This window comes from Gluconobacter sp. DsW_056 (genome assembly GCF_002153595.1).
In the GTDB taxonomy this organism is placed as follows: domain Bacteria; phylum Pseudomonadota; class Alphaproteobacteria; order Acetobacterales; family Acetobacteraceae; genus Gluconobacter; species Gluconobacter albidus.
The window spans coordinates 116,640-133,617 of the sequence record NZ_JOPF01000004.1 but is presented as its reverse complement, the minus strand read 5'-3'; the positions used below and the strand labels follow the sequence as shown (position 1 = coordinate 133,617).

Here is a 16,978-nt window from a genome sequence, read left to right as displayed (position 1 = left end):
TTATGATCCCCCTGAAGGCTGAAAAGCCACCATAAAATTTCCTCTTGTTCAGGAATATTCATGTCGCTCGACGCGAAAACGGTTACGCGCATCGCCAGACTGGCGAGGATCGGTCTTAAGCCCGAAGAGGTTGAAACCCTTGGGCAGGATATGGGCTCCATCATCGACTGGGTGGAACAGCTCAAGGAAGTGGATGTCACGGGCATTGATCCGATGATTGGCACGGGGCTGGCAAAACCCCGTTTGCGCGAAGACGCTGTCACGGATGGCGACTGCCGTGACAAGGTCCTCTCCAATGCTCCCGAACGGGAAGGTCCGTTCTTCACGGTACCGAAGGTGGTCGAATAATGTCCGGCATCCATGATTTCACGCTGGCTTCGGCCCGGGACGCGCTCAAGTCCCGCAAGATTTCCGCCGTCGAACTAACGAACGCTCATATTGATGCGATCGAACGTCTGGACGGTCAGCTCAACAGCTTCATCACCCGTACGCCCGATCAGGCTCGCGAAGGCGCAAAGGTTGCGGACGAGGCGCTGGCCAAAGGCGAAGGTGGCCGCCTGTGCGGAATTCCGCTGGGCATCAAGGATCTGTTCTGCACGAATGGCGTTCGCACGACGGCTGCCAGCAAGATCCTCGGCAATTTCGTGCCGCCTTATGAAAGCACGGTCACGGCCAATCTGCTCAAGGATGGCGCGGTTTTCCTTGGCAAGCTGAACCTTGACGAATTTGCCATGGGTTCGGCTAACCTGAACTCGGCATTCGGTCCGGCGGTCAATCCCTGGAAGCGCAAGGATTCTGACGCAAAGCTGGTTCCGGGTGGTTCTTCCGGTGGTTCTGCCGCGGCTGTGGCGGCAGGACTTGTTCTGGGTGCGACGGGTACGGATACGGGCGGTTCCATCCGTCAGCCGGCGGCCTTCACGGGCATTGCCGGGATCAAGCCGACCTATGGTCGGTGCTCGCGCTTCGGGACGATCGCTTTTGCAAGTTCGCTAGATCAGGCTGGCCCGATGGCCCGCAACCTTCAGGATTGCGCCATTTTGCTCGAATCGATGGCGGGTTTCGATCCGCGTGATTCCACGAGCGTCGATACACCTGTTCCGAACTACGAAGCTGCTCTGAAGCGTGGCGTTAAAGGTCTGCGCGTCGGTATTCCCAAGGAATATCACGTCGAAGGCATGCCTGCGGAAATCGAAGCGCTCTGGCAGCAGGGCATGAACTGGCTGCGTGATGCGGGTGCGGAGATCGTCGAGGTCTCCCTGCCGCACACGAAATATGGCCTTCCGACGTATTATATTGCAGCTCTGGCAGAAGCGTCTTCCAATCTGGCCCGTTATGACGGCCTCCGGTTCGGTGAACGCGTGAGCGCGCCGTCGCTGGATGGCCTGTACGAAGCCAGCCGTGCTGCTGGTTTCGGTGAAGAGGTCAAGCGCCGCATCCTGATCGGCACGCATGTGCTGTCTTCGGGCTATTACGACGCCTATTACCTGCGGGCCCAGAAGGTCCGGACGCTGATCCAGCAGGACTTCCTGAAAGCTTTTGAAAACGTTGATGTGCTTCTGACGCCCACAGCGCCGTCTGGCGCTTTTGCACAGGACGAAAAGCCCACCGATCCGGTTCAGATGTATCTCAATGATGTCTTCACGGTTCCGGCGAGCATGGCGGGCGTCCCTGCCCTGTCCGTTCCGGCTGGTCTGGATGCACGCGGCGTACCGCTTGGGTTGCAGCTTATCGGCAAGTTCTTCGATGAAGAGACGCTGATTGCAGCCGGTCATGCTATTGAACAGGCTGCGGCATTCCATCATAGACCCACTATTCATGCAGGAGTGTCGGCATGAGCTATCGTATCACCGGCAGCACCGGCGAATGGGAAATCGTTGTCGGTCTGGAAGTTCATGCCCAGGTCGTCAGCGAGGCCAAGCTCTTTTCCGGCGCTTCGGCGGAATATGGCGGCGAGCCGAACACGCATGTCAGCCTCGTCGACGCCGGTTTTCCGGGTATGCTTCCGGTCCTGAATCAGGAATGCGTTGCTCAGGCCGTCCGCACAGGTCTGGGACTTGAAGCCGAGATCAATCTGTTCAGCCGCTTTGATCGCAAGAACTATTTCTATGCCGATCTGCCCACCGGTTATCAGATCAGCCAGTTTGCCCACCCGATTATCGGCAAGGGTAAGGTTCTCGTTGATCTGGCGGATGGCAGCACGCGTGAAATCGGTGTCACCCGTCTGCATCTTGAACAGGATGCCGGTAAGTCGATCCACGATCAGGATCCGACGCGCTCTTTCATCGACCTGAACCGGGCCGGTGTGGCGCTGATGGAAATCGTCAGTGAGCCGGATATCCGCTCGCCTGAGGAAGCGGGAGCCTATCTGCGCAAGCTGCGCCAGATCCTGCGCTATATCGGCACCTGTGACGGCAACATGGAGGAAGGCTCCATGCGTGCCGATGTGAACGTGTCGGTTCGCAAGCCGGGCGAAACGGACTATCGCACCCGTTGTGAGATCAAGAACGTCAACTCGATCCGCTTTGTGATGATGGCCATCGAAGTCGAGGCGCAGCGGCAGATAGAGGTCTGGGAAGCTGGCGGAACCGTCGATCAGGAGACGCGCCTGTTCGATCACGTCAGAAGCGAAACGCGGTCTTTGCGTAGCAAGGAAGATGCGCATGATTATCGCTATTTCCCTGATCCTGATCTTCTACCGCTGGTCATTGAGCAGTCCTGGGTCGATGAGCTGAAAGCGGCTCTGCCGGAACTGCCCGAAGCCAAGCGCGCCCGTCTGGAAGCGGAATACGGTGTCAGCCGTTATGAATCTTCCGTTCTGTGTGTTGAGCAGGCCATTGCCGACTTCTATGAGACCGTGGCACGCGGTGCTGATGCCCGGTTGGCAGCGAACTGGATGCTGGGCGATTTCTTTGCAGCCCTGAATCGTACCGGACGCTCCATTGAAGACAGCCCTGTCAGCGCCGAAGGTCTGCGGGAACTTCTGGGTCTGATTTCCAATTCCACGATCAATGGCAAAATTGCCAAGGAAGTCCTGGAAGACATGGTCGAAACAGGCGATTCTGCCTCAGTCATCGTTGAGCGCAAGGGTCTTCGGCAGGTCACGGATACAGGCGCTATCGAAAGCGCCATTCGCGACATCCTTGCGGCTAACAACGACAAAGTTGAAGAATATAAAAGTGGCAAGGACAAGCTTTTCGGCTTTTTTGTGGGGCAGACCATGAAGGCCATGAAGGGCAAGGGGAACCCTGCCCTCGTCAATGAAACCCTGAAGAAACTTCTTTCAGAGTAAGACGAAAAAAATGTTCTCAGGGGGTTTGACCACGACGCGGTTACCCCCTAAGAACACTCCAGCATACGCAGTGCGAACCGCGTAAGGTGCGGAGGGGTGGCCGAGAGGCTGAAGGCGGCGGATTGCTAATCCGTTATACGATGTAAGTCGTATCGTGGGTTCGAATCCCATCCCCTCCGCCAATATATCGCAAAATATAAAATCAGTTATAGCCGGATGTTTCAATCACGCGGCTTAATGCTGCAGAGATATATCTGCGACCCCATCGCAAGGAGCTTGACCAATATGTCGCCGAAGATGGGTTCTGCCGCATTATAAGTTTGGCCGGAAGCGGCTGAACCTGCTCCTTGATTCTTTCGTATGCAAGACGCGCAATCCTGAAATCAGACCGTTGCGGTTTCAGGGGTTCTTCTGTTTTTCAGTTCGCGTTGAATGACCTGAAAGACCGTATCCCTCAGCCACCGATGAACGCCATCGCTATCCACACGGGGATGCCATGCCTGAAAGGATATGACGGGGGGCAACTCGAACGGAAATTCGAAAGCCTCAAGCTGGATCTGGGAAAGTGGCAGGCGGTCGATAACGATATCGGGTAGCGGAAGGATCATGTCTGTTTCGCGGATGGTCTCGATCATGGAATGATAGGTTGGAACGACCATCGCGATCTGTCGGGTCAGCCCGTAGCGTTCCTTGAGAATGACATCCATCGGACCATAGGGGCGGCCTTTGCGGGAGACGCTGATATGGTCGTACTCCACGAGTGTCTGCGGAGTGATCCCCTGCGCGAAAATTGGGTGCCCCTCACGGACCATGGCGCGGAATGACGTCAGGAACAAAGTCTGGCGCATGATTTCTGGACGCAGATCATCCGTTGCACCTACGTACAGATCAATCCGGCTGTTACGCAGTGCCTCACTGGCTGGTTCTTCCGTCTCCGGAGCGAACACCACGCTACAATTCGGGCACTCAGCCTTGAGCGCCATCAGGACCACGTGGCCGAATGCGCTCACGATAAGATCGTTGGCGCGGATCGTGAAACGGGGCGAGAGATGGCGCAGATTCAGCGTTTCGCTATCGTGCACCAGCGCGTCTGCGTCCCTCACAATGCTTTGAACCCGGTCGCGGATGCGACTGGCAAAAGTCGTCGCCATCATCCGGCGCCCGGACAGGACCAGAATGGGGTCGCCAAAAACGCTCCGCAACGTGGCGAGATGGCGACTCATGGCGGCATCACTCACCTTCAGGCGAAGCGCCGCTTTCGAGACGCTCTCTTCCTCCACCAGGGCCTGAAGATAGCGCAGAAGATCAAGGTCATAGAATCTGCGGCTGTTGTTGCGCCTCGCCATCGTTCTTCCTGTTTCCTGCTATTTCCACACCCCGTTTTCACGGTTTCTTGCACAAAACGGAAGGCATTATTTCAACCCTTGCGGAAAGTGGAAACGTCACTTGCCGCAAACGTGGGTTTTCGGGCCTGTGCCTGCCGGATACAGGCTGTCGGGTAACGGAAAAGATCCATGACCCCAGCAGTTTCATCATCGCCGCAGGCTCCACCCGCGCAGCCTTCCTATATTCCGCCTTTCGGTATGCGGACCATTGTCGGCTGTCTGGGGATGCTGCTGGCCGTGCATGTCGCCGGATTCAACGAACACATCACGGAAATCGGCCTCGCCGATATCCGGGGCGCGATGCATATCGGGCATGATGAGGGAACGTGGTTCACCTCGATCTACGAGGCTTTCAACATCGCGGCCATGGCCTTCACGCCCTGGTTCTACATGACGTTTTCGATCTACCGGTTTTCGATCTTCATGACGGCCGTGCTCGCCATGCTGTCGATCCCCCTGCCCTTCATGCCGGACATGGTCTCGCTGTGCTTTCTTCGTGCGGCACAGGGGCTGAGTGCAGGGTGTCTGCCACCCGTCCTGATGACGGTCATGCTGAAATATCTGCCGCCGCCCATCAAGGTCTTCGGCATTGGCGGCTATGCGATGAGCGCCACCTTTGGCCCCAATCTGGGTGGGCCGCTTGAGGCAATGTGGTTCGAGCATGTGGGCTGGCGCTGGCTGTACTGGGAGGTCATTCCCTTCAGTATCATCGCCATTGCCATGATGGCCTACGGACTGCCGCGCGATCCGGTGCATCTCGAACGGTTCAAAAAGTTCAACTGGCGCGGCTTCTTCATTGGCGTGCCATCCATCCTGTGTGTGGTGACAGTACTCTATCAGGGGGACCGGCTGGACTGGTTCCGTTCGCCGATCATCTCTCATCTGACATTCTGGGGCGGTGCGCTGTTCGTGGGGTTCCTGTTCCATGAATGGCACCATCACAGCCCGTTCTTCCGGCTTCAGTACTGGAAGAACCGCAACATCACGATGTCTCTGCTGACACTCGTGGGCGTGCTCATCATCTGCGGGCTGATGATGGAGGTGCCGATGACGTATCTGGAAGCCGTGCGGGGCTATCGGCCCATTCAGGCAGCTCCGGTCGCGCTGACGGTTGCCCTGCCACAGCTCATCATGCTGCCGCTGACAGCTGCTCTGTGCAACTCCGCGCGGGTGGACTGCCGGTATGTGCTGGCGTTCGGCATGTCGTGTCTGGCGCTGGCAGCGTTCCTTGGAACCTGGCTGACGCCGGACTGGGTACGGGACAATTTTTATCTCTTGCAGGCGCTTCAGATCCTCGGTCAGCCAATGGTCGTGATCCCGGTGCTGATGCTGGCCACCATGTCTCTGGGGCCGGCGGACGGCCCGTTCATCTCGGGCATGGTCAACATGCTCAAGGGCATGGCCAATGCGTTCGCTGCCGCTATTTTCGAAATCCTGCTCCGTCGTCGGGAACAGTATCATTCCACGATGCTGCTGGACCGGGCGGGCAATAACGCTACAGCGCTGTCCGGTATGGGTGATCCAATTCACGGAGCGATCAGCAACAGCTCGCCTGACGGCGATCATGTGGCGCGAAATACGCTTCAGATCTTCCACACCTATCTGCACGAGCAGTCGATCACGCTGGCGCTGGTGGACATCTATTTCGTCGTGATGTGCCTCTGCCTTGCTTATGTCGCGCTGACCGCCGTGCTGCCTAAACGGGTCTATCCGCCCGGCAAGGGGCCTGCTCCGGCCATGCCTGCCGCCGCCCGTGACCCCCGACCTGAACCCGCCCCCTCACCCATTCCCGCCACCGCGCACTGACGGACCTGCCTTTATATGATTTACGGAAAACCCCTTCTTCTGGCCGGATGTGCGGTCATTGTTCTGACGGGTCTGGCCTGGACGGCAGACCGTTTCTTCGTGGGTGATGGTATCCGGCAGGAAACCAACGATGCCTATGTCACGGCCGATTTCACGACCGTGGCTCCGAAGGTCTCCGGGCGTATCGACCGGGTGCTGGCCGAGGACAATGAATACGTCCATGCCGGGGAAGAACTTGCGCATATCGAGGACGACGATTACCGCGCGGCGCTGGATGCGGCCCGTGGCGATACGGCTGCGGCTCAGGGCGATGTGAACAATCTTCAGGCCCTGCTGGACCGTCAGGGCTCCATCGTCGACGCGGCGAAATACACCGTGCAGTCCGATGAGGCGGCGCTTGTTTTTGCGCGCCAGAATGCCGCCCGGTATCGCAACCTGTCCGCAGGGGGCGCGAGCACGATTGAACAGCAGCAGGGCGCGGAAGCCCGGCAGCTTGAAGCAGTTGCGGCCCTTGCCCGCGACAAGGCCGGAACCAGTACGGCTGAACAGCAGGTCGCGGTGCTGAAGGCGCAGCTTGAAAAGGCTCAGGGTGCGCTTCTGAAGGCGAAAAGTGCCGAGCATCAGGCCGAACTGAACCTGTCCTACTGCACCGTTCCCGCGCCGGTGGACGGTGTCGTCGGTGAGCGTGGCGTGCGTGTCGGTGCCTACGTCCATCCGGGCACGGGGCTGCTGGCGGTCGTGCCGGTCCGCAAGGCCTATGTGCTGGCGAATTTTCAGGAAACCCAGCTGACGAAAGTCCAGACCGGCCAGAGTGCGACGGTCTGGGTCGATACGTTTCCCGGTCATCCGCTCAAGGCCCATGTGGACAGCCTGGCCCCAGCCACAGGTGTGGCTTTCGCTGCTATCCAGCCCGATAACGCAACCGGAAACTTCACGAAGGTCGTTCAGCGCGTTCCCGTCAAACTGACCTTCGACCCCGGTCAGAATCTGGCAGAAAAAGTGCGCATCGGTATGTCCGTCGAAGCACGGATCGACACGTCTTCGACGCCCGAGGGTACTCATTCCCATGATGCACGGTATCTCTGGAAATGAGAGCTTCCATGTTCCAGAATTCCCGCTGCCTTCTCCTGGCGCTGACAGGTCTCTCTGCCTGCACGGCAGGGCCGGACTATCATCGGCCCGATCCCCATGCGCCCGCGCACTGGCACCAGAGCCTGGCCCCCGCTGCCAGTCATCCGCAGGAAACCTCCGCCGTCGATGCACAATGGTGGCGGATCTATCGTGACCCCACGCTGACGGCGCTGGAAGAAGATGTGGCGCGTAACAACCTCGACCTGCGCGAGGCCGCCCTGCATTTCACGGAAAGTCAGGCTGAACGCCGGATCGCCAGTGCAGCCCAGATGCCGCATATGGAAGGTGCTGCCTCCTATGCCCGCGAACGCGCCAGCACAAATGGTATTCTCGGTCTACTGGGGACCATGCAGCAGGCGGGCCCCGGCGAGATCGCCAGCGGTCAACAGGGCTTTGGGCCGGCTGCCATGGATGGAGCAAAGGGCAATCCCTCATTCAATCTGCCCCAATACGGGTTGAGTGCATCCTGGGAAGTCGATTTCTGGGGGCATGTCCGCCGGCAGGTCGAAGCGGCGACGGCTGCGATGCATGAAACCGACGAGCTGCGCCGCGATGTGCTCGTCTCGCTCATGGCTGAAACGGCGCAGGATTATCTGAACCTGCGCAATGTCCAGACACAGATCGGCATCACGCAACAGAGCATTGATATCGCAAAGCATAGCGTGAAACTCACGGAACTCCGGTTCGCGCAGGGCACGGCGACGAAGCTCGATGTCGCCTATTCCCGTGGACAGATGCATGGCTTCGAGGCGCGTCTTCCGGTCCTGAAAAGTCAGGAAGTGCATCTCGTGAACGCGCTGAGCTTCCTGACGGCACGGGAACCAGGGGCGTTGAAGGACAGACTTGGATCGAGCCGGATCATCCCGCCCGTCCCGGCTGATATTCCAGTTGGTCTGCCGTCCGAACTGGCGGAGCGTCGCCCGGATGTGCGAGCGGCTGAAGACCATCTTCATGCCGCGACGGCAAGTATCGGCGTGGCGGTCGCGGACTTTTTTCCGCGTGTCACGCTGTCGGGCAGTCTGGATATTCAGGCGTTGCAGTTCAGCGGATTGGGTTCATGGGCGTCGCGTCAGTACGGGTTTGGTCCGACCATGACGCTGCCGCTTTTCGAAGGGGGACGTCTGACGGGGCAGCTTCATCTCCGCAGAGCCCAGCAGAAGGAAGCCGCGATTGCGTTGCAGCGCACGCTCCTGAAGGCGTGGGAAGAAGTCGATGACTCCATGGCGGATCTAAGCGCAGCGCAGGAACGTCGCAATCGACTGGAAGAAACGGTTTCGGAAGACGAAACTGCCGTCCATATCGCGCAGCTTCAGTACAGTCAGGGGGCTGGAGACTTCCTCAACGTCCTGACGACGCAGAATGCTCTTCTGGCAAGTCGGAGCGCATTGGCGGAATCGAGCGCCAACGTCTCGATTTCCATTGCCCACCTGTACAGGGCACTCGGAGGGGGTTGGACACAGAAACCCTGACGTTCAATCCTGTCCAGATCGCTCCCCTGACTGTGGATTGTGCTGGCGATATATTTTATACTAGTATGAGAACTACAATCATGCGCTTTCCTTCTGATCAAAATGCTACCTTCGGAGCATTTTTGCTCGTCCACGCGTGGCGCCGGTACAATTTGGGTACCTGATTCGAACACGGGCACGATGTTTCGTGTTCTGCAGCAACGTTGGCGCGTATCGGGGCGGCTCTGAGGATCTCGCCCACTGAACGGATTTACCCGTTTGAACTTGCGCAGATGAAGAACTCCATCTCCTCGCAGCTGCCAGAGCTTCCTAATTTGCCCGAATCTGTTCTGGCTTTCCCCGAACAGGTGACCGTACCTTGTAATGTACTCGACACGCTCTGGAGTACCTGTGCGACGAACAGGTCTGCGCAGAAGTTTTTTTTCGGATAGTAGGATAGTCGGAAGCGTGACCTTTTCCGCTATGTATTTCTGTTCCCGGTGCTCGAACGTTTCTCAGTAGCTGGAAATGCCGTGCGCATCGTGTGTGTACTCGCCGAATTCCGGGCTGAGAGCATTCACGGTGATGAACAGCAAGTTGCTCCCTGAGCGTACTGCTGGGGGAAGGTGGCGTCCGCAGGTTTTATCATCCGATTGATGGTCTGGTCGATTTTGAGCCGAATCCTTCATTTTACAACCTAGCCCCAGTATCAACTGGTGACACTGAAACCATGATAAGTACGTCCGTGTTCAGTCCCACGCCGATGCGGTTCGAAACATAAAGTAAGATTACCTGACATTCGGATGAAAGTCCTATCAGGCTTTATTTGTGTTTCGAAAATCTGTAGAGACTTAGGTCTATGTCAGACAATTTTATTTCAGTTTATCTGGCCGGTGATCTGGTATTCCGGCCGGAAGCTCTTGCTCTGTTTGCACGGCTGAAGTCGATCTGTGCAGAATATGGCCTCGAAGGTGTTGCGCCCTTTGATGGGCAGGCTGAAGCGCGGCTTTTGCCTCCGGGACGTGAGACCATCCTTGCTTTCGTCCGTGCTGATCGCGATCTGATGGATCGCTGTACCGCAGGTCTGTTTTGTATTGACCCGTTCCGTCGTTCTCCTGAGATGGATCCTGGAACGGCGGTTGAAATCGGTTACATGATGGGCCTCGGGAAACCGATGGATGCCTATACCGTAGATGGACGTCTTTATTCCGAGAAGGTAGAATCCTACTGGCGGGATGTGTGGAATGAAAGCCTTTCCGCAAGACCTGAGAGTGATGCTCCCTCTTCCGGGTGCATGGAAGATCCGGACGGCATGCTGGTTCATTCCGAAGGTCTGCTTCAGAATGGCATGGTCGAAGGCTTTATTGAAATGACGGGTGGCAGCGTCGCTATTGATCGCGACTTCTTTCAGGCTTTTCGGAAAGCTGCCGCACGTCTTTCGGGGCGTCTCCATGCGGGACTATAAATTATAATCTCAATTTTTTGCGTAAAGGCCTTGTCCACAGCGGGGAGCCAGGCCGCAGACATTGCAAACGACAGTCATTGATGGATCGTCGTTAAAGGAGCAGCTTGCAGAGCGTTCCATCGCGTATCCAGGCGGCGGAGGCTCTGTCTGGAAAGCTGTTACAATGCGGGCCATCCATTGCTGAAGAAGCTCTGGCAATTCATTGTCATGATGAGACCATCGCAGGATGTCATCTGTTGTACGGCCAATCTGGTGTGCAAGCTGGTCAGGCGACCATTGGGTCACTTGCAGAAAATCAGTCAACGTTACATGTGGCACGTTACAGCCTTCTGAAAGTGTAGAACGGTGAAAAAATTTCTAAATCGCTTTGCTTTTTTCGTCAATAAATCGTTAAAAATATCTCTCGGAAATTAATTTTGTCGTTCCGTTGGAGTTTTCATTAATTTTTTTGGAATATTTTTTTGTTTTTATGGAAGCGCTGCATTCCTATGTGACCAACTTTTTCAAGTATTGGTGTAGTTATTCGCAGAAGCCACGGCATAATCAGGCAGGCGTGAGCGAAAATACCATCCAGTGCGGGTAGAAAGACTTCACGTCCCTTCCCTTCACTCATCCGGATAATGAGGTTGGCTACATGGCGGGCTGATAGAGGCTTGTTGACAAAATTCAGTACGGATCCGCCGTCCCGTGTTTCCTGTTCGAGCATCGGAGTATCGACTGCTCCAAGAAAGATGGACGAAACCCGGAGCGCTCCTGACTTGAATTCCAGTGCGAGCGAGCGGGCAAAGCCTCTGAGGCCGAACTTTGTTGCGCTATACACGGAACTTCCCTGCAGAGGCATGACGCCAGCAATGGAATTAACAAAAACAATATGCGCCCCAAAAGAGACGGCTGGAAGTAATTGACTGGTCATGAGTATCGGTGACGTCAGATTAATTGTCATCTGTTCTTCAAGGCTGCGCCGGGTGATATTCCGGGTCATTTCCGGATCTATTTTTCCAGCGCAATGAATTAACAATCCGATGTTCTTTTTTCTTTCCAGAATAGCGTTACTGACGGATTCCAGTTCCGCAGGTTTTGTGAGGTCACAGTAAACAGCCTCAAACCGTCCGTTTCTGCTGGAAATCAGTTCCTCGGCCTTGTGAGGCTGACGCGTCAGTAGAAGAACATCCCATCCCTGTTCCAGAAGAAGTCCTGCGATTTCACACCCAATGCCGCCTGTGCCGCCTGTCATGACGGCAAATGATGGTACTGAAGCTCTTTCTCTGCAGGAAAAAAGCTTCATGTATCGTATGAGCCAGTCGGAGTTGAATGCGTCAGAACGTTCATGATCGGCTTTCTGGAAAAAACAGGTGGCTCTTCATAACGCGATAGTCGAATGCATCCTACGCTTTTCTTGTGATGGGCAGTTGAAGGGTGAAACGTGCGCAGTTCCGCTGTTTGTATCACTGATATGCAACGATTATGGCGTGTAAGGCGCGACAGGGAACGCGTTTGTCTGTGTCATGCTGTCGGTTTTGTTAGTCTGGTATAGCCCAGGTTCCAACGGGATAAGGCGGTGGCGGGGGGATCTTCGTCCCGCTCCTTCAAGAGCGGAAATCCGTGCAAAGTGTCAGGTTGACACGTGATTTTTCTCGGTGCGCGCAACTTTACCTTTCTATGAGGAAGCTTTCCGCACTGTACCAACAGCCTACGCCAGATAGCCGCCCTCTGAGGTGGTTTTTTTATGTCTGGAGACATCATGCGCAATCGCGTTCTCGCACTCAGGCCTCGGTGCCCTCCTTCTCGGCTCCACGGCCGCCTGCACCACGACCCAGAACACCGCGACGTTCAACACAGTCGCGCTCAACAATGACGCCACGGCCGTCTCTTATGCCGCCCCGGCTCAGTCTCCGGAACTGATCCGTGCCCGGATTTATCAGGGCGTCTGATCTTTCGATCATTGATGCCGAGCGAGCAGCGCCTTTGGCTGTTCCTTCGTTTCTATTGGAGATCTTATGCAGGATAGAAAACAGGGCAAGCACGCCCTGCCCCGCGACCCGTGCCACTTTCCTCTCTGGGCACTCCTCACGCAGGTCGCGAATAAAGCCCACGGTCCGCTGTCGTCGAGTATCTGGCTAAGCATTCCCCGCACGACACTGATTGGTAAAGATTTTAACGCGCTTCTGACCGCAATGAGGGCTGTATGACCACCATTCACAATCTGACGCCTTCTCCCCTCCGGACGATCGTTCTTCAGGGGAGCAATGCAACAGTCTCTCAAGTCACCTTCTGTCCGAAGTCGTCTGCGGAGTGTCTGGATTATACTCTGGACTTTTCTGCTCTGCTGGCCGGCACAGGTGATACGCTGACCGCAATCACATCCGCCACGGTCATTACGGCAAGTGGCGACTACGCTCTCACGATCATGTGGAGTGCCGTGGCCGGAACGATGGTAGTGGCGTTCCTTGCCAGTGGGCAGCCAAACACGACGCAGAAAATTCTCTTCGAAATCACGACCCAGCAGGGGCGCGTGTATTCCGTGATGGCCGTTCTGCAGATTACGGACCTGACGGTTGCGACTGCGCCACCATCGAATTTCCTGTCTGACACGCTCACGAACGGCAGCGTGCTGATCGCAGGGGTTGAGGCACTGCCTTCGGGTTATTCGTCGAACGGTCAGGTTGTTATGGCAACGGAAGCCACGGCCCCGGTCGGGAGGCCATCTTTTGAAAGCGTGACGGCCAGCACGTATGCGGGCGATGGGTCGGGTCTGGATGTCACGTCAGGCGGCAAAGTTCAGAGCATCGGCCAGTGGATCGCGGCACTGTCTCCAGATGGTGCACAGGGTGTCGGGATCAAATCCATCGACGTGACACAGGGGAGTGTTGTTGCGGGTCAGCCGTCAACGGTGACACTGACGGCGACACTGACGGATGGTACAATAACTGCGCCTGCGACGTTCGAGGCTCCGGCTGGTGCACCCGGGGCAACGGGCGCATCGGGTGACGTAGGTGCAACCGGTGCAACTGGACCGAAAGGCGATACGGGCGCGGCAGGGGCTGATGGAGCAGCAGGCGTGGGCATCGCGTCCGTGGCTGTCAGTCAGGGCGCCGTCGTGGCCGGTCAGTCCTCCACGGTCACGCTCACCGCGACCATGAGCAATGGCGCAACTGCTCCGGGCATTTCGTTTGAGGCTCCTGCCGGTGCGCCGGGTTCGGGCGGAAGCGCCGTAGATCTGACAGCGGCGGCGATCAATGCCGCTCTCGGATATACCGCTGCAGACCCGTCAAAGTTTCTTGCACTGAGCCCTGACAAAGTAGCGGATCTTCAGACCGTTACCGCCCCGTCCGATAGTGGGTTTGACGCCACTTATGCGCTTCAACTTTCGGACGGAGGAGATACCCTCCAGGTCGGATGCCTGAACAGTTATGGAACGCGCTGGCTGGGGGTGAAATCCACCAACGGTGCTGTCGGGATCAGGCTGAAAGACCAGTTCAATAATGCTGCAAATATTGCCTCGCATACCAGCGCTGATGGCTCCACGGAAATATACTCCGGCTGGCTCGCTATTGATGCTGGATACGGCACCGGTGGGCTTCGCGTTATTGATAAAGATGATCAGAAATATTACTGGCAACTCTGGGCGAACAACACCAGTTCAGGGCCTGTTCCACTTTATATCAGCGCTGGCACAACGGACGGATCAGCATGGCAGGCCCCGCTTGTGTCGTTTAATCCCACGACGAACGTGGCAGAATTTCTGAATGAACCGGTTATTTCAACGACATATACCTTTGCGGCGCTTCCTGCCTCACCTGTCGCCTGGCAGCGCGCCATCGTGACGGATAAGGCCATCGGTTCCGGTGCACAGGGCGTCATGGCTATGTGGAACCCGAATACGAAAGCCTGGACGGGGCTGGGCGGCGAGACGTTAGTATGAAAATGCTGGCACTCTGCGGGCTTCTGGTTCTCTCGGCCTGCTCGGCTGGATCCGTGGCACCCGTCACGATCAGTCAGGCTATTGCTGGTGTTCAGGCAGACCTGACGCAAGCGGGCGTGGTCAGTGTTTCTGGCGTGCAGCACTGGACGGTCGATCAGGTGGTCCGGTTCGGCGCCAATGTCCGGGCGCTTCAGTGCGCGCAGCACACATCAGATCCGGTGGTGGCAATGATTGCCGGGCCGGTGACGATGGATCTGTCGGGCACATTTAGTCAGTCGGGATCATTTTCGGTCTCGGCTTCAAGTTTTACTCCTGTTTTTGGCTTACAGGCGGATGCCAGCCGAACGAAAGCGCAGACACTGCATGTCCCGGTCCAGTTTGTGCCTTTGTCTGCCCTGCCCGATGCCGAAGCCGGGCGGCAGGTTGGTTATGCCGGGGAATTATTGGGGCAGAACGATGCTGCCCGGCAGGCGACGGCGGCACGAATTGAGGCGGACCGGACGGCGCTGGCGGCACATGTTGAATTGCTGATCACCAGGTATGCTGCCCCGTGCTCTTCTGGACCTGAGCATCCGTTTGTCGGATCGCATCTATAACTGAAGGCACGAAATGGTCCTTGATCCAGGCTGTATAGGCCTGTTTTTGAGCTCGCCGGACGTTAAACCTACCCTTGATTGCCATACGCTCATGTTGCTCCTCTCCAAGAGTGAAGTCGCGCATGTTATGGACGATATTGGCCAATTCAAGCCATGCAGTATTGCCTTCTATTCCGGTGATGCGCAGGCAGGATAGGACATTATCTGGAGCTTTTCGGTCAGCAAAGGCCCGGATGGCATTTAAAAGATAGACAATTCTGGATCGAATAGTCTGCCTGCTGATTGAGTAGGATATTCAGCGTCTGGCTCACCAGAATCGTCAGCATCAAAAAAAACCTGCTGCATAATGAGCCATTCTCCATCGAACGCTGCAGGAGAAATTGAAATCGCTGATGCGCAGTGAGAGATAAAAGGTTTTTTAGGAGTATAAGTCGGGCAACAATTAATGCGTGCCCTTTATGGTGGCTGAAAATTGGCTAAGTGGTAACCGTTTATTATTAAATATGACTACTTTATGATGATGCTTACGAAGTGAGTATCGTGGAATTTTATAGAAATAGATTGTTTTTTTTGGTCTGCTGCGTGCAGTCTTTCCATGTTGGTATCCGAGTCAACATCAAGAATGGAGAAGTAGCATGTCCAGCTTTGGCAATACTTATTACGGAACTGGAAATAGCCTCTCACTCACATCATCCGCTAGTGGTGGAAGTTATAATCTGGGTTACGTTGCGGCTATTGGCGCCAATGATTTGAATGTGACATCTGGAGACGGCTCTGCAGTCAGCGCCACTATCCAGCTGGCGGCGCTTGGACTCTTGGCCTCATACACAATAACGGCTGAAGCGCATACGACAGTTGTGGTGAATAGTGGAACAATAAATCTCGTGGCTGGAGTCACTCTTGATGCTGACGGCGGGAGTATGTCTATTAGTGGCGGATTGCTGAATGCCCTACAATACGTAACGGTAAATATTACCAATGGCGGTATTTTTAGTGGGGCAGCCAGCCTTATTAGTGCAGCATCGGGTCTTACGATCAATTTTGGCAACGGTGGGGGAACACTCAACCTTGCGGCGTCGAGCACTAATATTGCCCTTTTGAGTGGGGCAACCATCAACGGCTTTGGTGCGGGCGATGAAATTATTGTCAGTTCTAATGGTAGTCTGACAACGATTACGGGTGTTACATATAACTCTTTGCTGGGCACAAGTACGATATCCTTCCGCAATGGAGATACGTTGCTCCTAAATGGGCAATACACGGATCAGGAGGATGGAGAAGGAACCTACCTGTCCACTCAGTCCGTCTCCGGGACTAATGGAACAGAGCTTGTTGTTGCTTGTTATGCCAAAGGAACCGCCATTCGAACGGTGGATGGAGAAGTATCTGTAGAAAAGCTACAGATTGGGGACCTCGTCCGGACTGTAAGCGGGGATTTGAAGCCTGTTTTGTGGATTGGCTATAGAAGTTATTCGTCGCGTTTCGCGGGAATTAATCCAAATGTGATGCCTATAACCTTTAAACGTGGTTCACTAGGCAAAGGCCTCCCTGTTTGCGATCTGACAGTTTCACCGAAACATGCCATGCTGATAGATGGAGTACTTGTTCAGGCTGAAAGCCTTGTTAATGAAAGAACAATATTCAGATCGACTCCTCGCGGAGTAATTGAATATTATCATATAGAACTTGAAGATCATGATATCATTTACGCCGAAGGTGCCCCTTCTGAAACCTTCATCGATGATTCTAGTCGGTCAATGTTTCATAATGTAGACGATTACTACCGACGTTATCCTAATCGGAATATAAAGAATGTATATTACTGTGCTCCGCGCCTGGAAGAAGGAAGCGTTTTAGAGAGTATTCGTCAAAATCTCCAATCTACGGCTGAGAATAATGCGCGTCTTTCGGCTTGAGGAGAGCATGAAGATATTTA

General features: G+C 55.5%; 13 protein-coding genes and 1 tRNA gene. 12 read left to right on the top strand and 2 right to left on the bottom strand.

From position 1 onward, the window contains the following. The first annotated feature begins 60 nt into the window (after window positions 1-60). From gatC to HK22_RS03705, 4 genes are all read left to right on the top strand, one after another. Entirely contained in the window at window positions 61-348 is a 288-nt protein-coding gene (gatC, locus tag HK22_RS03720; RefSeq protein ID WP_062028733.1) for an Asp-tRNA(Asn)/Glu-tRNA(Gln) amidotransferase subunit GatC, read from the top strand. Further along, window positions 348-1,835, top strand: coding sequence for an Asp-tRNA(Asn)/Glu-tRNA(Gln) amidotransferase subunit GatA (gatA, locus tag HK22_RS03715; RefSeq protein ID WP_086648387.1), 1,488 nt, complete (start codon window positions 348-350; stop codon window positions 1,833-1,835). Before gatC ends, gatA begins: the two co-directional genes overlap by 1 nt. Continuing rightward, window positions 1,832-3,289 (top strand): Asp-tRNA(Asn)/Glu-tRNA(Gln) amidotransferase subunit GatB, encoded by a 1,458-nt coding sequence (gatB, locus tag HK22_RS03710; RefSeq protein WP_077802905.1) that lies wholly within the window; start codon window positions 1,832-1,834, stop codon window positions 3,287-3,289. Before gatA ends, gatB begins: the two co-directional genes overlap by 4 nt. A gap of 90 nt (window positions 3,290-3,379) precedes the next feature. Then, a tRNA-Ser gene (locus HK22_RS03705) sits at window positions 3,380-3,471 on the top strand. A gap of 201 nt (window positions 3,472-3,672) precedes the next feature. On the opposite strand, the gene HK22_RS03700 is transcribed toward HK22_RS03705, so the two are convergent. Then, window positions 3,673-4,635, bottom strand: a complete 963-nt coding sequence (locus HK22_RS03700; RefSeq protein WP_086648386.1) for a LysR family transcriptional regulator — start codon at window positions 4,633-4,635, stop codon at window positions 3,673-3,675. A gap of 168 nt (window positions 4,636-4,803) precedes the next feature. Here HK22_RS03700 and HK22_RS03695 point away from each other — a divergent pair, with 168 nt between their 5' ends. The 4 genes from HK22_RS03695 (at window position 4,804) to HK22_RS03675 (ending at window position 10,524) form a co-directional block, all read left to right on the top strand. Next, window positions 4,804-6,480 carry an MFS transporter gene (locus tag HK22_RS03695; RefSeq protein WP_077802040.1) on the top strand — a complete coding sequence of 559 codons (1,677 nt, stop codon included), beginning with the start codon at window positions 4,804-4,806 and terminating at the stop codon, window positions 6,478-6,480. A 15-nt stretch (window positions 6,481-6,495) separates the two neighbouring features. Further along, a complete protein-coding gene (locus HK22_RS03690; RefSeq protein WP_086648385.1) occupies window positions 6,496-7,572 on the top strand; it encodes an HlyD family secretion protein in 1,077 nt (358 codons plus the stop codon). 8 nt (window positions 7,573-7,580) lie between these two features. Further along, window positions 7,581-9,080: an efflux transporter outer membrane subunit gene (locus tag HK22_RS03685; protein WP_233142373.1), complete on the top strand. Its 1,500-nt coding sequence runs from the start codon at window positions 7,581-7,583 to the stop codon at window positions 9,078-9,080. A gap of 838 nt (window positions 9,081-9,918) precedes the next feature. After that, window positions 9,919-10,524, top strand: coding sequence for a nucleoside 2-deoxyribosyltransferase (locus tag HK22_RS03675; protein ID WP_077802904.1), 606 nt, complete (start codon window positions 9,919-9,921; stop codon window positions 10,522-10,524). A gap of 439 nt (window positions 10,525-10,963) precedes the next feature. Here the strand turns inward: HK22_RS03675 and HK22_RS03665 are convergent, their stop codons facing one another. Then, window positions 10,964-11,809: an SDR family NAD(P)-dependent oxidoreductase gene (locus HK22_RS03665; protein ID WP_086648383.1), complete on the bottom strand. Its 846-nt coding sequence runs from the start codon at window positions 11,807-11,809 to the stop codon at window positions 10,964-10,966. 430 nt (window positions 11,810-12,239) lie between these two features. On the opposite strand from HK22_RS03665, the gene HK22_RS03660 reads away from it, so the two are divergent. The 4 genes from HK22_RS03660 (at window position 12,240) to HK22_RS03635 (ending at window position 16,958) form a co-directional block, all read left to right on the top strand. Beyond that, window positions 12,240-12,455 carry a hypothetical protein gene (locus HK22_RS03660; RefSeq protein ID WP_086648382.1) on the top strand — a complete coding sequence of 72 codons (216 nt, stop codon included), beginning with the start codon at window positions 12,240-12,242 and terminating at the stop codon, window positions 12,453-12,455. A gap of 254 nt (window positions 12,456-12,709) precedes the next feature. Next, entirely contained in the window at window positions 12,710-14,446 is a 1,737-nt protein-coding gene (locus HK22_RS15060; protein ID WP_158093535.1) for a hypothetical protein, read from the top strand. After that, window positions 14,443-15,042, top strand: coding sequence for a hypothetical protein (locus HK22_RS03645; protein ID WP_086648380.1), 600 nt, complete (start codon window positions 14,443-14,445; stop codon window positions 15,040-15,042). The genes HK22_RS15060 and HK22_RS03645 overlap by 4 nt, the downstream gene beginning before the upstream one ends. A 635-nt stretch (window positions 15,043-15,677) precedes the next feature. Continuing rightward, window positions 15,678-16,958: a Hint domain-containing protein gene (locus HK22_RS03635; protein WP_086648378.1), complete on the top strand. Its 1,281-nt coding sequence runs from the start codon at window positions 15,678-15,680 to the stop codon at window positions 16,956-16,958. Window positions 16,959-16,978 lie beyond the last annotated feature (20 nt).

What these genes read in the sequence shown, in the direction of transcription:
- gatC (WP_062028733.1), top strand. Translation starts at nt 61, where the DNA reads ATGTCGCTCGACGCGAAAACGGTTACGCGCATCGCCAGACTGGCGAGG.
- gatA (WP_086648387.1), top strand. Translation starts at nt 348, where the DNA reads ATGTCCGGCATCCATGATTTCACGCTGGCTTCGGCCCGGGACGCGCTC.
- gatB (WP_077802905.1), top strand. Translation starts at nt 1,832, where the DNA reads ATGAGCTATCGTATCACCGGCAGCACCGGCGAATGGGAAATCGTTGTC.
- HK22_RS03700 (WP_086648386.1), bottom strand. Translation starts at nt 4,635, where the DNA reads ATGGCGAGGCGCAACAACAGCCGCAGATTCTATGACCTTGATCTTCTG.
- HK22_RS03695 (WP_077802040.1), top strand. Translation starts at nt 4,804, where the DNA reads ATGACCCCAGCAGTTTCATCATCGCCGCAGGCTCCACCCGCGCAGCCT.
- HK22_RS03690 (WP_086648385.1), top strand. Translation starts at nt 6,496, where the DNA reads ATGATTTACGGAAAACCCCTTCTTCTGGCCGGATGTGCGGTCATTGTT.
- HK22_RS03685 (WP_233142373.1), top strand. Translation starts at nt 7,581, where the DNA reads ATGTTCCAGAATTCCCGCTGCCTTCTCCTGGCGCTGACAGGTCTCTCT.
- HK22_RS03675 (WP_077802904.1), top strand. Translation starts at nt 9,919, where the DNA reads ATGTCAGACAATTTTATTTCAGTTTATCTGGCCGGTGATCTGGTATTC.
- HK22_RS03665 (WP_086648383.1), bottom strand. Translation starts at nt 11,809, where the DNA reads ATGAAGCTTTTTTCCTGCAGAGAAAGAGCTTCAGTACCATCATTTGCC.
- HK22_RS15060 (WP_158093535.1), top strand. Translation starts at nt 12,710, where the DNA reads ATGACCACCATTCACAATCTGACGCCTTCTCCCCTCCGGACGATCGTT.
- HK22_RS03645 (WP_086648380.1), top strand. Translation starts at nt 14,443, where the DNA reads ATGAAAATGCTGGCACTCTGCGGGCTTCTGGTTCTCTCGGCCTGCTCG.
- HK22_RS03635 (WP_086648378.1), top strand. Translation starts at nt 15,678, where the DNA reads ATGTCCAGCTTTGGCAATACTTATTACGGAACTGGAAATAGCCTCTCA.